The organism is Acidimicrobiales bacterium (assembly GCA_041394245.1).
In the GTDB taxonomy this organism is placed as follows: domain Bacteria; phylum Actinomycetota; class Acidimicrobiia; order Acidimicrobiales; family Aldehydirespiratoraceae; genus JAJRXC01.
Genome location: JAWKIR010000002.1, coordinates 1,978,480 through 2,000,311, shown reverse-complemented (window position 1 = coordinate 2,000,311; position 21,832 = coordinate 1,978,480). Strand labels below are relative to the sequence as shown.

18 protein-coding genes are annotated in these 21,832 nt (G+C 70.1%); 4 read left to right on the top strand and 14 right to left on the bottom strand.

The window, feature by feature from the left end:
* Positions 1-9: 9 nt before the first annotated feature.
* The 9 genes from R2707_10050 to R2707_10010 form a co-directional block, all read right to left on the bottom strand.
* Complete coding sequence (locus R2707_10050; protein ID MEZ5245427.1) at positions 10-1,617, bottom strand: DEAD/DEAH box helicase; 1,608 nt, start codon at positions 1,615-1,617, stop codon at positions 10-12.
* A 9-nt stretch (positions 1,618-1,626) separates the two neighbouring features.
* Entirely contained in the window at positions 1,627-2,523 is an 897-nt protein-coding gene (locus R2707_10045) for a class I SAM-dependent methyltransferase (protein MEZ5245426.1), read from the bottom strand.
* 5 nt (positions 2,524-2,528) lie between these two features.
* Complete coding sequence (locus tag R2707_10040; GenBank protein ID MEZ5245425.1) at positions 2,529-3,470, bottom strand: sulfotransferase; 942 nt, start codon at positions 3,468-3,470, stop codon at positions 2,529-2,531.
* Positions 3,467-4,387: a glycosyltransferase gene (locus R2707_10035; GenBank protein MEZ5245424.1), complete on the bottom strand. Its 921-nt coding sequence runs from the start codon at positions 4,385-4,387 to the stop codon at positions 3,467-3,469. The genes R2707_10040 and R2707_10035 overlap by 4 nt, the downstream gene beginning before the upstream one ends.
* A gap of 79 nt (positions 4,388-4,466) precedes the next feature.
* On the bottom strand, positions 4,467-5,327 hold the full coding sequence (locus R2707_10030) for a glycosyltransferase (GenBank protein MEZ5245423.1): 861 nt from the start codon (positions 5,325-5,327) through the stop codon (positions 4,467-4,469).
* 1 nt (position 5,328) lies between these two features.
* Positions 5,329-6,198 (bottom strand): glycosyltransferase, encoded by an 870-nt coding sequence (locus tag R2707_10025; protein MEZ5245422.1) that lies wholly within the window; start codon positions 6,196-6,198, stop codon positions 5,329-5,331.
* The gene (locus R2707_10020) at positions 6,195-7,070 is read right to left on the bottom strand and encodes a putative capsular polysaccharide synthesis family protein (protein ID MEZ5245421.1); all 876 of its coding nucleotides are present in this window, start codon (positions 7,068-7,070) and stop codon (positions 6,195-6,197) included. Before R2707_10020 ends, R2707_10025 begins: the two co-directional genes overlap by 4 nt.
* Before the next feature lies 1 nt (position 7,071).
* Positions 7,072-8,760, bottom strand: a complete 1,689-nt coding sequence (locus R2707_10015) for an ABC transporter ATP-binding protein (GenBank protein MEZ5245420.1) — start codon at positions 8,758-8,760, stop codon at positions 7,072-7,074.
* Between the two features lie 123 nt (positions 8,761-8,883).
* A complete protein-coding gene (locus R2707_10010) occupies positions 8,884-10,080 on the bottom strand; it encodes a CoA transferase (protein MEZ5245419.1) in 1,197 nt (398 codons plus the stop codon).
* 52 nt (positions 10,081-10,132) lie between these two features.
* Here R2707_10010 and R2707_10005 point away from each other — a divergent pair, with 52 nt between their 5' ends.
* Complete coding sequence (locus tag R2707_10005) at positions 10,133-11,023, top strand: bifunctional 5,10-methylenetetrahydrofolate dehydrogenase/5,10-methenyltetrahydrofolate cyclohydrolase (protein ID MEZ5245418.1); 891 nt, start codon at positions 10,133-10,135, stop codon at positions 11,021-11,023.
* A gap of 15 nt (positions 11,024-11,038) precedes the next feature.
* Here the strand turns inward: R2707_10005 and R2707_10000 are convergent, their stop codons facing one another.
* Together R2707_10000 and R2707_09995 are read right to left on the bottom strand one after the other, a co-directional pair.
* Positions 11,039-12,283: a DUF1015 family protein gene (locus R2707_10000; GenBank protein MEZ5245417.1), complete on the bottom strand. Its 1,245-nt coding sequence runs from the start codon at positions 12,281-12,283 to the stop codon at positions 11,039-11,041.
* Positions 12,280-13,485: an NAD(P)-dependent oxidoreductase gene (locus R2707_09995; protein MEZ5245416.1), complete on the bottom strand. Its 1,206-nt coding sequence runs from the start codon at positions 13,483-13,485 to the stop codon at positions 12,280-12,282. Before R2707_09995 ends, R2707_10000 begins: the two co-directional genes overlap by 4 nt.
* 34 nt (positions 13,486-13,519) lie before the next feature.
* Between R2707_09995 and R2707_09990 the strand changes: the two genes are divergently transcribed.
* Positions 13,520-14,761, top strand: a complete 1,242-nt coding sequence (locus R2707_09990; GenBank protein ID MEZ5245415.1) for a hypothetical protein — start codon at positions 13,520-13,522, stop codon at positions 14,759-14,761.
* Here the strand turns inward: R2707_09990 and R2707_09985 are convergent.
* On the bottom strand, positions 14,748-16,445 hold the full coding sequence (locus tag R2707_09985) for a formate--tetrahydrofolate ligase (protein ID MEZ5245414.1): 1,698 nt from the start codon (positions 16,443-16,445) through the stop codon (positions 14,748-14,750). The two genes, R2707_09990 and R2707_09985, sit on opposite strands and share 14 nt — an antisense overlap.
* A 184-nt stretch (positions 16,446-16,629) precedes the next feature.
* Here R2707_09985 and R2707_09980 point away from each other — a divergent pair, with 184 nt between their 5' ends.
* The gene (locus R2707_09980; protein ID MEZ5245413.1) at positions 16,630-17,661 is read left to right on the top strand and encodes a fatty acid desaturase; all 1,032 of its coding nucleotides are present in this window, start codon (positions 16,630-16,632) and stop codon (positions 17,659-17,661) included.
* Here the strand turns inward: R2707_09980 and R2707_09975 are convergent.
* Both R2707_09975 and R2707_09970 read right to left on the bottom strand, forming a co-directional pair.
* Positions 17,644-18,513 carry a hypothetical protein gene (locus tag R2707_09975; protein ID MEZ5245412.1) on the bottom strand — a complete coding sequence of 290 codons (870 nt, stop codon included), beginning with the start codon at positions 18,511-18,513 and terminating at the stop codon, positions 17,644-17,646. The two genes, R2707_09980 and R2707_09975, sit on opposite strands and share 18 nt — an antisense overlap.
* Before the next feature lie 62 nt (positions 18,514-18,575).
* On the bottom strand, positions 18,576-19,232 hold the full coding sequence (locus R2707_09970; GenBank protein ID MEZ5245411.1) for a GntR family transcriptional regulator: 657 nt from the start codon (positions 19,230-19,232) through the stop codon (positions 18,576-18,578).
* Between the two features lie 78 nt (positions 19,233-19,310).
* Here R2707_09970 and R2707_09965 point away from each other — a divergent pair, with 78 nt between their 5' ends.
* Entirely contained in the window at positions 19,311-21,830 is a 2,520-nt protein-coding gene (locus tag R2707_09965; GenBank protein MEZ5245410.1) for an FAD-dependent oxidoreductase, read from the top strand.
* Positions 21,831-21,832: the final 2 nt, after the last annotated feature.

Here is a 21,832-nt window from a genome sequence, read left to right as displayed (position 1 = left end):
CTAGAAGCATCACCGCAGACAGGTGCAATCCACCTTGTCGTCGAGGGCCTGCCACTTGAACGCGCGGGGCTCCGACGCGACACCGCAGCCGGTACAGCGCAGGACCCATTCCTTGCCGACGGCCTCGAGGCGGACCGGGTGCTCGCCGGTCGACAGGCGGGGCTTCTCCTTGACGATCTTCGGCTGCGAGATCGTGGGGAGCTCGGGGCTGCGGATCTCGAGATAGGGCGCGGAGTCGGCCCATTCGGTGATCTCGTCGGGGGAGAGGTCCGGTGCGGTGAAGTGGCCGACCGTCTCGGGCTCGATGATCACGTCGGGGCCGTTGTAGTCGAGGAACTCGGTGAGCTTGTCGGTCTGCTCGGGGCCGAAGATGAACGACGACTCGGAGATGCTCTCGATCTCGTCGAGGAACCCGTCGCCGCCATCGGAGTAGCGGGGGTCCTCCAACGTGTCGGCCGAGAAGATGATCACGAAACGGGCCCCGCTGCCCGCCGGTTTGCGTCGCAGGATGCGACCCATGCGCTGGATCATCTGGCGGCGGGTGCGGCTGGCGCTGACGACGATGCCGAGGTTGGCGTTGGGGACGTCGACGCCCTCGTCGAGCACTCGGGGAGCGGCGACGGCGTCGAGGCTGCCGTCGCGCAGATCGTCGAGGATCTGTCCCCGGTCGGTCCGGCCGGTGCCGCCGGTGATGATCTCGATGTCGACATGGGGATCGAGACGGACGATCGCGTGGTTTGCGGCGCGGACCGTCTCGGTGAAGATGAGCGCCCCCTTCGCCGTCTTGATGACGTCGGCGAACGTGCCGAGCGATTCGTACTTCGCCGAGCTCGTGGCGACGATCTCGCGTCGGGCCGCGAAGGCTTCGAGATAGTCGTTGGCCGCCTTGCCATCGGGTCCGCCGTCGTTCTCCGCGAGGTGATGGACAGCGGCGAGGAAGTCGCCGAACGGGGTGTGGGGCACACCCGGCACGTTCTTGAGCACCCGTCGGGCCGCCACGATGGTGCCCTCGGTGGCGTCGTACTCGCTGCGCTCCTCGGCGGTGAGGGGCACCGCGACGAAGGCCACGCGGGGCTGTGCGCACACACCGTCGTCGATCGCGGCGCCGAAGTCGTAGCGGTAGCAGATGCCGCCGAAGTAGGGGAGCAGGATCGACTCGACGGCGTCGTCGGACCGTTCGAGGGTGGCGGTGAGACCGAGCCGTTCCTGGTACTCCGGCAGCAGCGACTTGCGCAGCACGGCACCGCCGAAGCCGTGGCACTCGTCGGCCACGAGGAGTCCGCCGGCGTCGGTTTTCGGCAGCGGTACCCGGCTCGCCGCGCTGTGGCGCGTGGTGACCAGCACATCGCAGTCGGCCGGCCGGTCGCGATAGCCATCGCCGAGACGACCGATCGAGCGTTCGGGCAGCGACTCGACGAGGCGCTCGTTCCACTGCTCCATCAACACTCTCGACGGCACGATCACGAGCACGAAGAGTCCGCGTTCGAGCGCGTCGGCGATGGCGGTGATGGCGACATCGGTCTTGCCCGACCCCGTGACGGCCTCGATCACGCCCTTGCGACCACACCGATGCCAGGCAGTGAGTGCGTCGTGCTGCCAGCGGTAGAGGTCGCGCATCGTGGCAGGCTACGCCGCGGAAGGGCCTGGCCCGACGTGTCGTCTGACCACGTAGACGAAGGTCTCGCCGAGGAAACGGCGGCGGGGACGGGCGAGACCGCGAAGCGTTCGGCCGATCGGGCCGGAGTCGACCGGGGTCTGTGCCGCGTCGTCGGTTGTCGCGAAACCGACGTTGCGCCAGTGGCTGCCACGGATGGTCCGCTTCAGCCGCTGCAGGCGGGGACCTCCGGGCCGCGTGTGTTCGTCGACCGTGGCCGCCTCGGCGAGGCGCAGGCCCCGTCGCTCGGCGAGCTCGGCGATGCCGCTGGGGAACAGGTAGCTGACGTGGTCGACGTTCTCCCAGACGATGCCGAGTTGGCCGGCGCGCACGCGTTGCGGCGCGTACGGATTGGGCGTGGTGAGGATGAGTTCGCCGTCGGGCGACAGCCCCTCGGCGGCCACCCGGAACACCATGTCGAGATCGGGTACGTGTTCGATGAGCTCCCCGGCCACGATCACGTCGAAGGGGCCACGGTCGGCGAGTGGGCCGAGACCGGCGGTCAGGTCGTGGACGACGGCGTCGAACCCGGCCGCATTCACCGCCGCGACACCGTCGGCGAGGATGTCGACGCCGACACAGCGCGCCGCGGCGCGGGCGATGTGGCCGTGGAGCCAGTCGTCGCCGCCGAGACGGGCCTCGTCGTGGGCGACACAACCGATGTCGAGCACGTTCTTGTCGCGGCAGCGGTCGGAGAGGAACCGCACTCGGTCGGCGATGCCGGGCCGCCACGCGGCCTGCAGGGTGCGGGCCCGATGGGCGATGACGCGAGGGTCGTTGGGATCGGCGGCGATGTCGCTCCACCCGGTGACGTCGTTCGGTCGTTCGCGTCGGGCGGCCTCGAAGGCGGTGGATCGGTTGTGGCGCACGCGGCTCATTGCTCCTCGGGAGTCAGGATCTCGTCGAGGAGGGCGGCCTCCTGCGCCGACCGCTTCGCCCGCCACCCCTCGTTGGTGTTGGCGACCCGTCGGGACGCGACGAGCCGGTCGAGGTCGGTCCGGGTGGTGACGCCGGCGAAGCGCAGGATCCGGTCGAGGGTCGCGGTCGGATCGAGCGCCAGCTCCTCGTAGGTGACGGCCATGCACTGCGGGTCGTCGGCGGTCGCCTGCTCGATCAGCTCGACGAGGCGGTTGCGATTGTGGGCGGCGAAGCCGAGCATCGTCTCACCGTTGGCCCGCCAGTGGTCGCGGGCCGAGTCGGGCCATTGCGTCGCCCACCAGTCGCGATAGCCCCAGGTGCCGAACCGGCCGGACTCGATCTCGACCGCGTAGCTGTTGGCGACGGCGTGGGGATCCCGGCGGATGTGGACGAAGCGGGCGGTCGGGAAGATCGCCCGCATCAGATCGATCCTCGGGAAGTCGGTGTATTTCGACAGCAGGACCTCGCGTCGTTGCCGGTCGAGCAGGTCGTCGACGACGGCACGCGTGCGTTCGACGACATCGGTCGTGAGGGTGGTGGCGGACGGGTCGACGGCGGGCCCGTCGCCCCATTCCGGCCGAAAGGTCGGGATCAGGTCCTCCCAGAACTCCCACGGCTCGATCGCCGACGGCAGACGCCGCCGTGCCGCCCGACCGAGGGGCCCGAACCGCGCCGTCGCGCCGAGCAGTCGGGACCGGTGGGTGTAGAGGTACTCGCCGACCAGCGGGGTGTCGTAGATCCGGGTGCGGCCGTGGAGCGACTCGCCGACGTCGCGCCGCGTGCCGCTCGTGCTGACGTAGCCGAACGCCCGGGTGCCGGCCAGGAGGTCGAGCAGGAGCGTGGTGCCCGACCGGGGGCACCCGATCACGAAGAGCGGCGCGGCGCGGTTCGCGGTCATCGCAGCCACTCGGGAAGATCGAGCGGGTCGAGGTGTTTGCCGGCCTGCCCGGTCCACCCGTGGCGCAGCGCCATGAGATTGAGTCGGAGGTTCCGCCAGCCGACCCGGGGGCGCAGGGGGAGATTGACGAGCGGCTTGGCGATCCCGGCGAGCAGCGACATGGTGAGTGCCGCGCCGCTGCGGCCGTCGTGGCGCAGCACCAGCACCAGGTTGCGGAGGCTGTAGTAGCGGCGCCAGCTCGGAGCGTCGACCGCGGCGGAGGCGGTACGACCTTCGACCATCGTCGTCCACCCGTGCTCGCGGGCGAGTCCGCTCGACCAGAGCGACGCGCCGGACCGCTCGAGCGCGAGGCCGAGATCGAGATCGTCGAACCCGAAGAAGAGGGCGGGGTCCGGGCCGTCGGCCTCGCGCAGCGCGCCGATCCGATAGTGAGGACAGGCGCCGCCGGGGAGGTAGGCGACTCGCTCGGGCGCCGTGCCCGTCGCGGCGTGGAGGCGGCCGCTCGACGCGAGCGTCGAACCCCACAGGCCGACCCCGCCGAGGTCGGGGTCCCCGGCGGCCAACGCCGCGGTGGTGGTGGCCAGCGCCTCGAGGGTGGTGGGGCGCGGCGGCGGGTCGTCGTCGTCGAGCAGGACGAGCCAGTCGGTGTCGGCGTGGCGCGCCAGCACGTCGGCGATGCCGGCCGAGATCCCGCCGGCCGGACCGGGGTTGTCGTCGAGGCCGAGATAGCGGACGTCGGGTGCCGCGGCGGTTTCCGCCTCGACGATGGCGCGGATGGCGGGGTCGTTGTCGTTGTCGACCACGAGCAGTGAGGTGAGTGGTCGCGTCTGCGCGGCGAGGATCCGGAGGTGATCGACGAGTGCGTCCCGGCGCCGGAACGTGATCAGGACCCCATGGGTGCGCAGCGGTTCGACCATGACCCGCCAACGCTAGCGGTCGGCGATGACCGCATCGGCCACCGCGGAGCGTGGCCGCGACACCGAGGTCGGTTCCCGTTCAGAAGTAGAGCCGGCGGGTCGCGGCCACGCCGCGCAGGACCCCGCAGCGCACGGCGAGCGTGAACAGCCACGCGTACCGCCCGGCCCGGCTGACGAGGGTCGGGGTGCGGGTCAGCAACCAGGCCCACGACTTCAACCCGCGGAACCGGCCCGGTCCGGGAAGCCCCAACGTGGCGGCCTGATGGGCGATCTCGGGTTGGCCGAGTCCGTAGTGGATTCCCTGGCGCCACGTGGCTCGCAGTCCGGAACGGAAGCGGTAGGCGACGCGGGCGTCGGGGACGAGCGCGGGGCGGTAGCCGGCGCCGGCGGCGCGCACGGAGAACTCGATGTCCTCGAGGCCGGTGAAGCCCTCGTCGTAGCCCTCGAGCTCCTCCCAGAGCGCGCGGTGCATCGCGCTGTTGTTGCCGCGGGCGAACGGGACCCGACCGAAATGGGGCAGTGAGTCGCTGGAGCCCATCGGCCGGGTACGGGCGAGCCACGGCTCGTTGAGCCGTTCGCCGTCGAGGGTGCCGGTGACGAGCGGCTCGTCGACCAGGGCGTTGCCGATCGCCGCGGTCCACCCGGGGAAGACCACGTCGTCGCCGTCGCAGAAGGCGATCGAACGGGCATCGGTTTCACGGGCGCCACTGTTGCGGGCGTAGGCGACGCCGGCCCGCTCCGTGGCGCCGACGACGCGCACGGGGACGGGACCGTGCGCGTACCGTTCGGCCACCGCCGCGGTGTCGTCGGTCGATCCGTTGTCGACGACGATGATCTCCCACGCGCCGTCCCATTCCTGGGCCTGGAGCGATTCGAGCTGGGCCGGCAGGGTCGCGGCCTCGTTGTGGCACGGGATGATGACGGAGAGGTCGAGCGGCATGTCAGCGCTTCTCCCCGAACTCACGGGCGCCGAGGCGTTCGCCCACCACCTGGCCGAGCACCCAGACCCAGCGGGCGCGGGTCGGGCGGTGCACGACGGCGACCGGCACCTTGCGGGCCAGCCAGAACAGTCGGCGACCGGTACGGGATGCGCCGGCGGTGGCCACACCGGCCTCGGCGAGTCGACGGCGGATCGGGACGCGGAAGCGGCCGTAGAAGCGACCCTGCCGGTAGGTCTCGCGCAGTGTGGGGCGCAGTCGGTAGTGGATCACGGCGCCGTCGTCGTAGCCGAGTTCGTGGCCGGCTTCCCACATGCGGATCGCGATGTCGAGATCGCAGCCGGCGGTGTAGCGCTCGTCGAAGCCGCCCAGGGCGATGAGCGCGTCGCGCCGGAATCCCATGTTGCAGCCGTGGGCGTAGGGCACCCGGTCGTACAGCAGCGATCGTCCGGTCACCGAGGAGCCGCGGACGTCGGCGATCCACGCGGGGTTGAGTTCGTGCATGTCGATGGGGCCGGTCGCATACGACGCGGTGCGAAGTGCGTGGGTCATCGACGCGATCCAGGTGGGGGCGACGCGGTCGTCGGCGTCGCAGAACAGGACGTGGTCGCCTCTCGCCGCGGCGAGGCCGACATTGCGGGCGAAGGGCTCACCGGCCCGCTCGCCGGCGTCGATCACGCGGAGGTCGACGTTGCGGCGGCGGGCCCACTCGGTGGCCAGCGCGGCCGATCGATCGGTCGAGCGGTTGTCGACGACGAGGATCTCGCCGGGTGGCGCATGCGTCTGGGCGGCATGCACCGAGTCGAGCTGCTCGACGAGGGTGTCGGCGGCATTGTGGACCGGGATGATGACGGAGATCTCGGGACTGTTCACACCCGTGCTCCCGTCCAGCGGGCCCGGAACCGGGCGCGCTGGTCGTCGCGGTAGAAGTGCCGGGCGAGCGGCGTTGCGTACACCGCGTCGACGAGGTCGTCGGGCAGTGCGGCGCGGTCGACGAAGCGACGGTAGGCCGAGGTCGGGTCCCCTGCCGTTCCGGTGTTGCGACGTTCGATGGGCAGCGGCGCCGGCAGACCGAGGAACGACGCGATCGCCCGTGGGCCGACGTCGTCGAGGTCCTCTGCTCGCACCACGAGGGCACGGAAGCGACCGTCCTCGTGGGTCGAGAAGCCTTCGTGGTGGGGGAACGGCGTCGCGTAGACATCGAGACCGGTGACCGCTCCCAGCTCTTCGGAGAACCAGTCGGTTTCGATGAAGTTCGTGCGGAGGTTGTCGGCGATCGCGGCGGCGTGCCCGTCGGCGTCGTGCTCGTCGACCCAGGGGTCGCGGCCCACCTCGCGCTGACGTTGGAGGCCGTAGAAGTGGTCCGACACGGCGAGCGCCACCGGATCGCGCACGCCGCAGAGAAGGTCCCATCGGCCGCCGGCGCCGAGGGCGCGGGCGATCTCCTCGCACGACCACAAGAAGCGTGGTCGTTCGACGATCGCGAGCCGTTGGGCCTTGGCAAGCCTCGTTGCTATCCCGCGGGGACTCAACGCGTGGGCCTTCACCACCGGCCGACCGCTGGCGGCTTCGAGCGCCGTGGTGAGCGACGTGGTGCCGGTCTTGCCCATCGAGTAGACGACGATCGGGTTTCGTCGCAGCCGGCTGCGAGTCTCGGCATGGACCATGGCACGGTCGACGCCGCTGCTGGCCCGCCGCAGCGGTCGGCCGAGGGCGGAGATCCGAGAAGGGCGGATCGCGGGCATCTCAGATGCTCCAGGACGGATCGAGACGCTCCCGGTACCCGGCGGTGGGGCCGAGGTACTCGATGCGGCCTCCGTCGAGGCTGAGGACGTGGTCGCACACGTCGAGCACGGCGAGACGGTGGGTGACGACGAGGATCGTGGTCTCGCCCCGTAGCGCGGCGAGCGAGTCGAGAACGTGGCGTTCCGCGCCGGCGTCGAGCGCGCTGGTCGGCTCGTCGAGCACGAGCAGGTTGGGTCGTCCGGCGAGGGCGCGAGCGATGCAGAGCCGCTGGCGCTGGCCACCCGACAGGGCACCGCCCCGTTCGCCCACCGAGGCCTCGTAGCCGCCCATCGCCAGGATCTCGTCGTGGATCGCGGCCCGGCGGCACGCCTCGACGACGGCGGCGTCGGTGATCTCGTCACGAAGGAAGCGGACGTTGTCGGCGACCGAGCCGGTCAGCAGTTGACTGTGCTGGGGGACCATCGCGACCTGGGTGCGCCACCACGCCGGATCGGCATCGTCGATGGGCACACCGTCGAAGCGGAGAGCGCCCCCTGATTCGCGCAGGCCGAGGACCAGCTGGGTGAGCGTCGACTTGCCGCTGCCCGAGGGTCCGACGACGCCGATGATCGAGCCGGGCGCGACCTCGAACGAGAGATCGTGCAACGTCGGCTCGTCGTCGTACGTGTAGTCGAGGCCGACGGCCGACAGGCCCGTGCGGGTGTCGGCCGACGCCGTGCCCGCGGCAGGGGTCGCTTCGCGGTATCGGACGACCTCGTCGGCCAGTGCGGTCGTGTACACGTCGGCCTGGACGTATTGCGCCCGGGCGACCTGCAGCGACTGTCCGTAGCCGAGGCAACGCAGCAGCAGGATGAGGACCGCACCGACGGTGCCGATGTCGTCGACGCCGGTGCTGATGCCGACGGCGAGCAGCCCGACGACACCGCCATAGGCGACGAGCTGGTACGCGGGACCGATGGCGAGCTGGGCGAACTGCGACCACCCGAGCGCATTGGCGGCCTCGGTGGCGTCGGTGCGGACCCGGTCGGCGACCGCGTCGCGCACGCCGTGGACCTCGATCTCGAGCGCCATCGACTCGGTCTCGTGGACCCGGGTCCCGAACGCGACCTGGGCGGCGGCGGCGCGCTGCGAGACCTGTTGGACCTTTCGCCGCAACGGCATCATCGCGGCACCGAGCGCGGCCACGAGCACGGCGGCGACGATCGTGATGTAGGGCTGGATCGCGAACGCGACGGCGATGAGCGCGAAGAGGCTGACGCCGGCAGTGAGTCCTCGGCTCACGGCGGCGACGACATTGACGGCCGTCCGCGCGTAGTTGCTGAGCAGTTGCTGGACCCGGCCGGGTGCCAGGCCGTGTTTCACGTCCCACGCGGTGGCGAGGTAGGCATCGGTGAACTCCGACTGCAGACGGATCGACGCGCGGGCCATGCTGACGCTCGACAGCGCGGCGCCACCGATGTTGGCGACGAAACGCAGGGCGATGAACGCAGCCGCGGCGGCGAGGCCGACCACCATGGTGACCGTGTGATCGCCCTGGAGGGTGATCACCTCGTCGCCGTTCGCGAGGGCCACGCCGGCCCGGGCGATGATGACGAGGAACCCGGCCTCGCCCATCGTCCCCACGAGCGTGAGCGCGACGATGCCGACGAGTGCCCGTTGTTCGCCCTTCAGCAGTGCACGACTCCCCATGCAGCCCTCTCCTCGGTCGGCGGCGCTGGGCGGCCGACCCCTGATCCAACACTGTTCAGATCGGCCGCATCGGCGCGGGAATGAGGCACATGAGGGCCATTCGGCCCATTCCTCGGCGGGCGATCAGGGCGCCGCGACCACCCCGCGGGCGACCAGGTCGTCGATGCGGGCGTCGTCGAGACCCGCCCGGTGGAGCACCGACCGGGTGCTGGTCCCGATGTCCTCGATCTGGTGCAGCATCGTGGTCGGTGTTCCGTGGAACACCACCGGTGGTCGGACCTGGCGTACCCGCCCGAGATCGGGGTGCTGCCATTCCACGATGAGTTCGTTGTGCACGATCTGCGGGTCGGTGAGCACGTCGGCCCGTTCGTGGATGGGACCGGCCGGCACGCTCTCGCGGGCCAGCCGCTCGATGGCCTCGTCGGTCGTGAGTTTCCCGATCTCCTCGACGATGGTCGCCCCGACGAACGCGAGCGCTTCGGGATCGGCGCCGAGGCCGATGTGGTTGTACCGGTCGTCGGCGAGCAGATCGTCGCGTCCGAGCGCTCGCCACATGCCGCGGACCTGATCGGTCGACGCGAGGTAGTAGATGATCTGGCCGTCGGCGGTGTCGGTGAGGCGATAGTTGTCGCTGGCCCGGCGCCGGGGGAGCGGATCGTCGGGCAGGGTGAAGTCGCTCATGCCGTCGGGCCAGAACCACGCCAGCACGGCGTCGAGCATCGCGATCTCGATGTGTTGCCCGCCGGCCCCGCGCTCCCGGGCGAACAGGGCAGCCGAGATCGCCTGTGCTGCGGTGTAGGCCGTGGTCTTGTCGGCGACGAGCGTGCGGATCAGATCCGGGAACGGCAGGTCGCGACTCGTCTGCCCGTGGACCATGCCCGTCAGTCCCTGGATGACCGGGTCGAGACAGGCGCGCTCTGCGTAGGGTCCGGTCGGGCCGAACCCGGTGACCGACACGTAGACGATGTCGGGAGCGACGCCGCGCACCGCGGCCTCGCCGAGTCCGAGCCGCTCGCTGACGCCGGGGCGGAAGTTCTCGATGAAGACGTCGGCGTCGCGGGCCAACTCGAGCACGAGGTCGCGACCCGTCTCGGTCGTCGTGTCGATCGCGACCGACCGCTTCCCCCGATTGTCGTTGGCGAAGAGCGGCGGGAAGCCGTGACGGAGCCCGAGTCGCAGGAGCTCTCCACCGAGCGGCTCGATCTTGATGACCTCGGCACCCTGCTCCGCGAGCATCTGGGTGGCCAGCGGACCGGCCACGACCTGCGTGATGTCGAGGATCCGGATACCGCTCATCGGGCCGGTGCGGGGGTCGTCCATCCGCGCACGCTAGGTCGACATCGCCCCGGTGTGCAGCGGGTAGCGTGCCCGGGTGACTTCGTACGACGACTTCGAACGAACCGCGAGCGGCGCTGTGCTGATGGACGGCAACAAGCTCCGCGACGAGATCGTGGCCGGGATCCGGTCCGAGATCGACGGGTTGGGCAACCCCGGCGTGTGCCTCGCGACGGTGCTCGTCGGCAGCGACAAGCCGAGTCAGATCTATGTGCGCAACAAGCACCGCAAGGCGGAGGAGGCCGGCATGGTGTCGCGCCACGTCGAGCTCCCCGCAGACGCGACGCAAGACGATGTCGAGACCGCGGTGCGCGACCTGGCCGACGATCCCGACGTCCACGGCATCCTCGTGCAACTGCCGCTTCCCGCCGGTCTCGATGCCGAGGCCGTGCTCGATCTGGTACCGCCGGAGAAGGACGTCGACGGGCTCACCGAGCGCTCGATGGGGCGGCTCGTTCGGGGTCGGGTCGGGCACGTGCCCTGCACCCCGCTCGGGGTGATGCGTCTCCTGCGGCGTTATGGCGTCGAGACCTCGGGCCGGGAGGCCGTCGTCATCGGTCGGTCGACGCTGGTCGGGCTTCCCCAAGTGCTCCTGCTCGGCCGCAAGGGCTGCGACGCGACGGCCACCCTGGCCCACAGCCGCACCGCCGATCTCGCCGCAGTGTGTCGGCGAGCCGACATCATCGTGGCCGCGGCGGGAATGGCCCGCCTGGTCACCGCCGACTTCGTGAAGCCCGGCGCGGCGGTGCTCGACGTGGGCATCTCCCGCACCGAGGAAGGCATCGTCGGCGATGTCGACTTCGACAGTGTCCAGGAGATCGCCGGTGCGATCACCCCCATGCCCGGCGGCACCGGACCGATGACCATCGGCTGCCTCATGGAGAACACCCTGGCCGCGGCCCGGATGCTCGGAGCGATCCCGCGCTGACCGGCTCGCCGGGCGTCAGCTCGGCGGCAGATGGGCGGTGGCGCCGATCCCGAGGACGCGCAGGAACACGCCCGAGCGCGGCTTGGGTGCGAAGTACGACGACTTGGGTGGCATGAGCTCGCCGGCCTGGGCGACGGCCATGAGGTCGTGGATGTCGGTGGGGAACACGACGAAGCCGAGCATGCCGTCGGCATCGCAGCGGGCGACGAGCTCGCCGACGCCCGACGGGCCGGGCACGTAGTCGACCCCACTGCCGTGCGCGAGTTCGTCGATGCCGAGGACGTGGCCGATGACGTCGCGCCGGAGCCGTTCGACATCGAGCGACGCGAGCGCGGACGGCCGTTCCTGGGGGTCGAGGACGAGCTTCGCCCACTGTCCGTCCTGGTAGATGCCGATCTCGCCGCGTCGGCGGGGGGCGGCATCGTCGGCGTCGGCGGCCGCGGCGACCGTCCCCACCGTCGCCAGCGACTTCCGCAGATCGTCGACGTTGCGAGCATCGACGTCGGGGGCTCGGCGATGGAACGCTTCGACCCGGAGCTCGTCGGCCGGGAAGAGGACGGCGAGCGTCCTCTCGAACGCCGGGTCCTGGGGATGCGCGTCGCGTCCCGCGAGGGCTGCGGCCGACCGATGATGCCCATCGGTCACATACACGGTCGCGTCGGCCAGGAGGTCGGTGACGCGTTCGCTCTCCCGGATGTCGAGCGTCCAGATGAGGTGGCGAACTTCCTCGACCACATGATCGACATCGGGCCGACGGGTGCTCGCCTCGACGAGCAACTCGCGCAGCGCAGGGTCCGGCTCATGGGTGAGCGCGATCGGCGAGGATGTCGCACCGACCACCTCGAGGTGGTGGCCGAGCAGCGTGGCCCGCTCGGGGCGAACGTTCTCGTGGGTCAGCACCCGACCGTCGCGCAGCCCGTCGACGTCGAGGGCGCCGACGATCCCCGTCTGGGAATGGTCGCCGAAGACGAGGCGATACGCGTAGAAGGCTGCGTGGTCCGACGGAGTGAACGCACCGACGTCGAGGATGCGGGTGAGGGTCTCGGCGCCGAGTCGGAGGAGCGTCTCGTCATCGGCATCGTCGCCGGGACCGAGATCACCGGCGGAACGGGTCACCCCGAAATAGCTGTAGGGATTGGACTCGACGATGGCGCGGCGTTCCGCCGGCGTCTTCGCGTCGTAGGCGCCGGCGACCACGCGCTCGGCCCATTCGTCGGCGATGAGCCACCCCCGGAACGGGGTGAAGAGCGGGTGTTTCATGCGAGGGTCACGGAGACGTTGATCACGTGTTCGTGGGCCGTGATCTGGGCGAGGACCTCGTCGGTCGGCACGCCGTCGACGTCGATCGCGGCGACTGCCGCCCTGGCACCGGCGAACACCCGGTTCGACATCGTCGAGACGTTGAGATCGGAACCCCGCAGGATCGCGAGGACGGCGGCCAGCACACCGACGCGGTCCTTGTGGCGGACCGAGAGCGTGGCGGCCCGTTGGGGTTCGGCCTCCATGTTCACGCAGTTGACGACGCCGCCGGCCCGGTAGGCCTCGATGGCGTCGATCGTCCCCGCCGCCACCGCCTGCTGTGCCTGTTCGGTCGACGCGCCGACGTGGTGGGTCGCGACCACCGACGGGTGTTGCGCCAGCGCCGACACGAACTCGCCGGTGCTGCTGCCCGGCTCGTCGGCGAACACGTCGAGACCGGCTCGCAGGCCGCGGGTGTCCATCGCGGCGATGAGCGCGGCTTCGTCGACCACGTCGCCGCGGCAGGTGTTGAGCAGGATCGCGTCGTCCTTCATCTTGGCGAGGAACCCGGCGTCGACCATGCCCTTGGTCTCGGAGCCACCCGGAACGTGCAGCGAGACGATGTCGGCGGTCGCGAGCAACGCGTCGAGCGACGAGACGAACCGCACTCCGGCCCGGCTCGCCCGTTCGAGCGTTGTCGCGGGTCGGCCCGGCTTGTCGATCGCGATCACGTCGATCCCGAAGGCGGTCGCCCGGGCGGCCATCGCGATGCCGATGTCGCCCAGACCGATGATGCCGAGTGTGCGCCCGAACAGCCCGTCGGCCTTCGAGTAGGCCTTCTTGTTCCACTGCCCCGCTCGCAGATCGGCGGTCGCGGCGGCGATGTGGCGGTCGACGGCGATCAGCAGCCCCATGGCGAGCTCGGCGACGGCCAGCGCGTTCTGGCCCGGCACGTTGCACACGAAGATGCCGAGCTCGGCGGCCGTGACCGTGTCGATGGTGTTGGTTCCGGCACCGGCTCGCACGATCAGGGCGAGTTCGTCGGCGTGGGCGAGGGCGTCGGCGGTGACCTCGGTCGAGCGGACCACGAGGACCTCGAATCCGGCGAGTGCCGCGCCGAGGTCGGTGGCGGTGAGGGAGGCGTCGACCACGACCTCGTCGCCGGCAGCCTCGAGGCGGGCGAGGGCGGTGGCGGGCAGGGAGTCGGCGAGCAGTATCTTCATCGGTGCGTACCGTAGGGGAAAGGGTCCCGACAGCGTGGCGAAACGGCCCCACCCGAGTGACTGGCTCGATCGCTTCGTGGTGGCGTCGCCCCCTCGCGGCGAGGACGCCCGCGAGCTCGCCCGCGCCCTCGTCGACGAGCTCGGGGCGCCGCAACGGCATGCGCCTGCGGTCCACATCGTCGGTACGGCCGGCAAGGGTTCGGTCGCGTCACGGCTGACCACGCGCGTGGTGGCGGGCGGTCTGCGGGTCGCGACGCACCAGTCGCCCCACGTCTACGACGTGCGCGAGCGGTTCCTGCTCGACGGGCAGCTGCCCGCGTGGGATCTCGTCGCCGCGGCGATCGAGGAGGTCGACGACGCGGTCGGCGCCGTCGTGGCGACCCGTGGCCGGGCACCGACCTACTTCGCGGTGACCGCGGCATTGAGTTGGGTCCTCGGTCGACGTCACGATGTCGACGTGTTCGTCACCGAGGCGGGGATCGGCGGTCGCCACGACGCAACCGCGGTGCTCGATCGCCCCGACACGCTCACGGTCATCACCCACATCGGACTCGACCATGTCGAGGTGCTGGGCCCGACGGTCGAGGCGATCGCCACGGAGAAGGCTGCGGTGCTGGCCGGCCGCGAGGTGGCCGTGCTCGGCCCGCAGGCCGATGATCGTGCGGTCGAGGTGGTTCGGCGCGCGGCCATCGCGGCCGGGGTGGCGCTCCACGAGGTCGGGGGCCGCCACGTGGACTGGCGGGCGGCGGCCGACGCGACGGTCGACACGGTCGCTCCGCTGCTGGCCGCGATGCTCGGCCGACCGGTCCCGGCGGCCGAGCCCGAGCCGATGCCCGGGCGGTACGAGGTCAGGTCGGTGGCCGGTCGCCGGGTGGTCCTCGACGGCGCACACAATCCCGACAAGCTGGCTGCGCTCGATGTCGTGCTCGCCGGCGACGTCAGGCCGCGGTGCGTGATCGCCGGTCTCGGCGCGCACAAGGACCTCGCTGCGGGCGCCGCCGCGCTGGCGCAGCTGGGTGGACCTGTCGTCGCCGTCGGCTTCGGCGATCGACGCGGGTCGGCGCCGAGCAGCTGGACGCCGGCCGAGTTGGTCGATGCGGTCGTCGCCGCGGGTGGGATGGCCGAGGCGTCGGCGTCGCCGGTCGACGCGGTGCGTCGAGCGCTGGCCCGTACCGAGCCGGGCGACACCATCGTGGTCACCGGCTCGTTCCTGGTCCTCGGCCCCGTCGCCGAGGCGCTGGCGGGCGCGGTGCCGTCGTCGTCTAGCTCAGGTTGACGACGTTGCCGTCGGCGTCGATGTCGATGGCGAGGGCTGCGGGCTCCTTCCCCAGCCCCGGCATGGTGCGCATGTCGCCACAGATCGGGTAGACGAACCCGGCGCCGACCGATGCCCGGACTTCGCGCACCGGCAGGGTCCAGCCCGTCGGCGCGCCCTTGAGGGTCGAGTCGTGGCTGAGCGACAGATGGGTCTTGGCGATGCAGACCGGCAGGTTCGCGAAGCCCGCATCCGTGAACGTCTGCAGCTGCGTGTCGGCCTGTGGGCTGTAGGACACACCGTCGGCGCCGTAGACCTTCGTGGCGACAGCGTGGATCTTGTCCTTCAACGACGCGTCGTCGGGATACAGCATCCGGAATTCCGACGGTTCCTCGGCGGCCTCCTTGATGGCTGAGGCGAGTTCCGTCGCTCCTCGCCCACCATCGGCGAAGTGGGTCGAAACGGCGGCTCGGGCCCCGTACTCCGCGGCGATCTCGTGGATCGCGTCGATGTCGCCCTTGTGGTCGCCGGGGAACACGTTGATCGCGACGACCGGAGTGCAGCCGTGGATCTGCATGTTCTCGAGCTGCTTGCGGAGGTTGTCGCCACCCATGTGGACCTCGTCGGGGTTCTCGGCGAGCAGGGCCTCGGGCAGCGGCTTGCCGGCGACGATCCGGTGGTTCCCGGAATGAGCCTTGAGTCCCCGCACCGTCGCGACGAGCACGGCCGCATCGGGGGCGATGCCGGAGTAGCGGCACTTGATGTTGAAGAACCGTTCGGCGCCCATGTCGGCCCCGAAACCCGCCTCGGTCAGGAGGAACTCGCTCGTGTGGATGCCGATCTGGTCGGCGACGATGCTCGAGTTGCCGGTGGCGATGTTGCCGAACGGACCGGTGTGCACGAGCGCCGGGGTGTTCTCGAGGGTCTGCATCAGGTTGGGCTTGATGGCTTCTTTCAAGATGACGGCCATCGAGCCCGCGGCGCCGACCTCGTCGGCAGTGATGGGGGTGCCCGCCTTCGAATAGCCGAGGACGATGCGACCCAGGCGGGCCCGCAGATCCTGCAGGCTGGTGCACAGGGCCAGGGCGGCCATCACCTCGGACGCGGCCGTGATGTCGAAGCCGGTCTCACGGGGGATGCCGTCGAGCCGCCCGCCGAGGCCGATCACGATGTTGCGCAGCGACCGGTCGTTGACGTCGAGTACCCGGCGCCAGGTGATGTTGTGCGGATCGAACCCGAGGTCGTTGCCGTGGTAGATGTGGGCATCGAGCAGGGCCGAGCACATGTTGTGGGCCGCCGTCACCGCGTGCATGTCGCCGGTGAGGTGGAGGTTGAACAGTTCCATCGGGACGACCTGGCTGTAGCCGCCGCCCGCCGCTCCACCCTTGATCCCGAAGGTGGGGCCCATCGAGGGCTGTCGGATCGCGATCGTCGCCGAGCTGCCGATGTATTGGAACGCCTGGCCGAGACCGACGGTCGTCGTGGTCTTGCCCTCGCCGAGCGGGGTCGGGGTGATCGCCGAGACGACCACGTACTTCGCCCTCGGGCGGTGTTGCATCTTCCCGATCGCGTCGAGGCTGATCTTCGCCGCACCGACCCCGTACGGTTCGAGACATTCGCCGGGAATCCCGGCGGCGGCGGCGATGTCGCCGAGGGGTTTCAGGTTCGCCTGGTCGGCGATCTCCAGGTCGGACGGAAAGCTCATCGGTTCCCTTCGGCGGTACGGCGCCGAGACCGTAGCACCCGGGTTCCCGATCGCCGGAACGGCTCCGTGATGCGGAATCCGACCCCGGATGGCGCGGCGACGGGACGTTGGACCCTGTCGCAGGATGACCGCCGGAGGGACTCTTCTCGGCGTGGGAAGAGGCTCGAGAACCGAACATGGGTCCATGACCGCGCCCGCAGAGACCCCGACCGGGCTGAAGCCGGTGCTCGATGTCATCCCGGAGCACTGCCACGAGCGCTCGACGGGCCGCGGCCTGTTCCTGCTCGCCCGTGATCTCGTCGTCTACGGCCTCGCCGTGTGGGGCCTGATCGTGGTCGACCACCCGGTGCTCGTCGTCGGCTTGTGGGTGCTCGCCGGCCTGGCCGTGAGCGCACTCTTCGTCATCGGGCACGACGCGGCCCACGGGGCGCTGTTCGATTCGCCCCGGTTGAATGCGGTGGTCGCCCGCGTGGCGATGCTGCCGTCGCTGCACGCCACCGAGATGTGGGTGTTCGGCCACAACCGGGTGCACCACGGGCACACGCTGCGCCAGGGCATCGACTTCGTGTGGCACCCACTGACGGCCGACGACTACGCCCGGCTCGGTCCGCTGGGCCGCATACGCCACCGGCTGGAATGGAGCGCGTTCGGTGCCGGCGCCTACTACGTCCGCGAGGTGTGGTGGAACAAGATGGTGCGGTTCACGCCGCCGACGAGATGGCGCGCCGCCATCCGGCGCGACCAGGCGCTCGTCGCCGCGGCGGCGCTCGCCGTTCTCGCCGTCTGTGTCGGCGCGTCGGGCACGGGTGGCGTGTGGCTCTGGTTCAAGGTCGTCGTCGTTCCGTTCCTCGTCTTCTGCCAGGTGATCGGCTGGGTCGTCCACGTCCACCACATCGCACCCGACATCCGCTGGTGGCCGCGCCGGGAATGGAACCGCTACCGCGGGCAGGTCCAGGGCACGACGATCCTCGAGGGTCCGCCCGGGTGGGAGCTGTTCTTCCACTGGATCATGATCCACCTGCCGCACCATGTGGACATGTCGATCCCGTGCTATCGCCTGAGCGAGGCCGCCGACGCGATCGAGGTCGCGTTCCCGGAGCATGTGGTCCGACGGCGGATCAGCGTCCGGTCGTATGTCGCGGCGACGAGAGCATGCAAGCTGCACGACTTCTCGACCGGCGAGTGGTCGCGCTACCCGTCACCGATCGAGCGGTGAACTGGCGACCAGAAGATCTTCGAGTTCGATGCCGACGTCGCGTCCGTCGACCAGACGGCGCTCGCCGAGCGGTTCGCCCAGGTCGACGGCCACTGCGGTCGCCGGATTGCCCGGGCAGTCCTGATAGCCCGTGGGCGGTACGACCGAGAACGTGATGCTCACCTGTGACTCGTCGGCGAGGACCACCGGCTCGTTCAGGCGGTCACCCATCGCCTGCGCGCTCGCACAGGCCCGCTCGGTGGCGAGCACGTGGACGACCGTGTCGTCGGGTCCGGGCTCGGGCTGGTCCGGATCGAGTACCCACTCGACGACCCCCAGCCCCTCGTCGAGCTGGAACTGCAGCGGGCAGTCGCCGCCTGCCGATGCGCCCGCCCAGCGCCAGGCGTCGCCGTCGGCCTCGAGGGTCATGAAGCTGAGACCGGTGGCCGCCGCGGTCGAGCGGTCGCCGACGTGGACGACGAGCACCTGCGTCGCCGTCTCGTGGAGCACGCGCCAGCCCTCCTGGGGCCAGAACGCGCCTTCCTCGTCGTCGAGGAAGGTCCGCATCGCGGCCTCGACGCCGGCGGGCGCGTCGGCGACCGGCGGCACGTCGTCGAGAGCCGACAGCGGAAAGGTCGGGCCGGACGGACAGCCGACCACCGGATCGTCATCGGTCGCGGTCGTGATCGGGTCGGCCGGATCGTCGCCGGTGTTTCCGGCGGGGTCCGGTGGGAACTCACCATCGGCGCTCGCATCGTCGACGGTGGGACCCGGATCTGCGGTCGACGTATCCGCATCATCGCCGCATGCCGACGCGGCGAGGGCCAGCACCGCGATGAGGGCAGCGGAGGTGAATCGGCGACGCATGTCCATACGACGATGGTTTCACACACCGGGTTCCCGCCGAGCGCGCTGCCGCGGGGACGGTCGTGGCGTCAGCCGGCGAGCGGCGAGGCGAGGCACTGGGTGACCGCGGCCCGGATCTCCTCGTCGAAGGCCCGCACATGGGATTCGACGAGTTCGGCGACCCGGTCGCCGTCGGCGGCCCGGAGGGCATCGAGGATCTCGGCGTGTTCCTGCACGGCGTGGCGCATGTCGGCGACGTCGGACAGGTAGAGGTGCCAGAGGCGGTCGGACTGGGCGTAGAGAGTGTCGAGTGTGTCGAGCAGGAAGCGGTTGCCGGCCGCCGCCCACATGATCTCGTGGCAGCGACGATCGACGGCCATCAGTTGGTCGTTGCTCTTCGCCTTCTTCGTGCCCTTCAACACACTCGCCATCTCGACCCACTGCTCGGCCGTCCCGCGGGCGGCGGCGAGACGGGCGGCGTAGGGCTCGAGCACGGTGCGGGTCTCGAACAGCATCGAGAGTTCGGAGACGTCGATGCCGGCCACGAACATGCCGCGTCGGGGGATGACGGTCACGAAGTGCTCGCGGGCGAGCCGCTGGAGCGCCTCGCGGATGGGAGTACGGCCGATGCCGAGACTGGTCTGGAGGTCGTCCTCTCGCAACACCTCGCCGGGAGCGAGATCGAGCCGCACGATCATCGTGCGGATCTCGTCGTAGGCGGTCTGGCTCAGCGTTGACTGGACCATGGCGGTTGCTCCGATGTCGTGCGTCTTCTAGGGTCGATGATACACAAGTGATATATCACAACGCCCTCGGGAGCAACGGTGAGCGAATTTCCCACACACGCGAAGGTCGTCGTCATCGGCGCCGGCATCGTCGGCAACTGTCTCGTCGGCCACCTGGCCCGCCTCGGCTGGACCGACATGGTGCTGCTCGACAAGGGCCCGTTGCCCAACCCCGGTGGCTCGACCGGTCACGCCTCGAACTTCATCTTCCCGGTCGATCACAACAAGGAGATGGCGCTGCTCGGCGAGCAGTCGGCCAATCAGTACCGGGACATGAACCTCTCGGTCGACTCCGGCGGCATCGAGGTCGCCCGCACCCAGGAGCGCATGGACGAACTCCAACGGCGCATGACCTCGGCCACGGCGTGGGGGATCGAAGCCCACCTGCTCACCCCGGCCGAGGTCAAGGAACTCGTGCCCTTCATCAACGACGAGGTCATCCTGGGTGGCTTCTACTGTCCGACGGTCTCCGTGGTCGACTCGCTCGAGGCCGGCACGACGATGCGGAAGGAGGCGATCGAGACGGCCGGGTTGCAGGTGTTCGCCAACACCGAGGTGCTCGACCTGATCACCACTGCCGAGCCCGGACCCAACGGGCGCCGCAGGATCGAGGCGGTCGCCACGGACAAGGGGACCATCGAGGCCGACCATGTGGTGATCGCGTGCGGTGTGTGGTCGAACCGCATCGCCTCGATGGCCGACACCTACATCCCGCTCGTGCCCGCCGTCCATCAGATGGCCGACGTGGGCCCGATGGACATCCTGGCCGAGACCAACAACGAGATCGGCTACCCGATCGTTCGCGACATGGACACCTTCTGTTACGAACGCCAGTCGGCCGGCTCGATGGAGGTCGGGTCCTACGGCCACCGTCCGATCCTGCACCACCCCGACGAGATCCCGTCCAACGAAGAGGCCGCACTCAGCCCCACCGAGATGCCCTTCACCCCCGACGACTTCGACGACCAGATGGAACAGGCCATCGAGCTGATGGAGATGCTCGGCGATGCCGAGATCAAGTACGCGATCAACGGACTGCTCTCGCTCACGCCCGACGCGATGCCCTGTCTCGGCGAGGTCCCCGACGTCGAGGGCCTCTGGTCGGCTGCTGCGGTGTGGGTCAAGGAGGGGCCGGGTATGGCACAGGTGGTCGCCGAGTGGATGACCCACGGCTACCCCCGGGTGATCGATGCCCACGGGGCCGACATCGCCCGCTTCTACGACGAGGAGAAGAGCGACGAACACATCTGGGCGCGAGCCGAGGAGCACTTCAACAAGACCTACGGCATCGTGCACCCCGCCGAGCAGTGGGCGAGCCGGCGCTTCCTCGTCGACTCGCCCTACCGGTCGCGTCAGGAATCGCTCGACGCGGAGTTCTTCCAGGCCCGCGTGTGGGAACGGCCCCAGTGGTACGACTCCAACGCCGACCTCGTCGAGCGCTACGGCCTGGCCGAGCGTGAGGTCGAGTGGGACAACCGCTGGTGGAGCCCCATCACGGTCGGCGAGCACCTCAACCTGCGCGAGCACTGTGGACTCGTCGACCTGTCGGCGTTCCAGATCTACGAGCTCTCCGGTCCCGGCGCCGTCGCCTTCGCCGACCACCTTGCGGTCAACAAGATCGACGTGCCCGTCGGTCGCTCCGTCTACACGCCGTGGCTCAACGCCGACGGCGGCTTCCACTCCGACCTCACGATGATGCGGACGGGCGACGACGCAGTACAGATCGTGACCGGTGTGTTCGACGGCGGGCGCGACGAGTTCTGGGTCCGCAAGCACATGCCGAACGACGGCTCGGTCAGCTTCGCCAACCGGACCCGGGAGCTCTCGACACTCGGGCTCTGGGGCCCGAACGCCCCGGCCGTGCTCGGCCAGTTGACCGACCACGACCTGAGCCACGACGGCTCGCCCTACGGTTCGTATCTGCCGGTCACTGTCGCCGGGGTCGACTGCAACCTCCTCCGCCTCTCCTACGTCGGCGACACCGGCTGGGAGATCTACATCCCATGGGATCAGGCCACCACGGTGTGGGATGCGGTCATGGCGGCCGGCGCGGACCACGGCATCCGGGCCACCGGCGGCGGTGTCTACGGGACCTCCGGTCGGATCGAGAAGGGCTACCGCCTGATGGGGGCCGAGCTCGAGAGCGAGTACAACCCGGTCGAGGCCGGCCTCGCCCGGCCCAAGGTCAAGGCCGCCGACTTCATCGGCAAGGAGGCATATCTGGCCGCCCGTGAGGCCGGCGCCGAAGTGCAGTGCGTGACCCTCACCGTCGAGGACAATCGCGACGCACAGGGCCGTCAGCGCTGGATGCAGGGTGGCAACGAGCCGATCCTCGACATGAACGGCGACCGCATCGTCGACTCCCACGGCCGTGTGTCGCGCGTGACCTCGGCCGGGTACGGCCCGTCGATCGGCAAGGTCCTGCTGATGGGCTACGTGCCCACCGAGTTGGCCGCACCCGGCACCGACCTCCAGGTCATGTACATGAACGAGCGGTTCCCCGTGAAGGTCGTCGGCACCGGTTCCGCCTTCGACCCCCAAAACACCCGCCTTTTCTGACG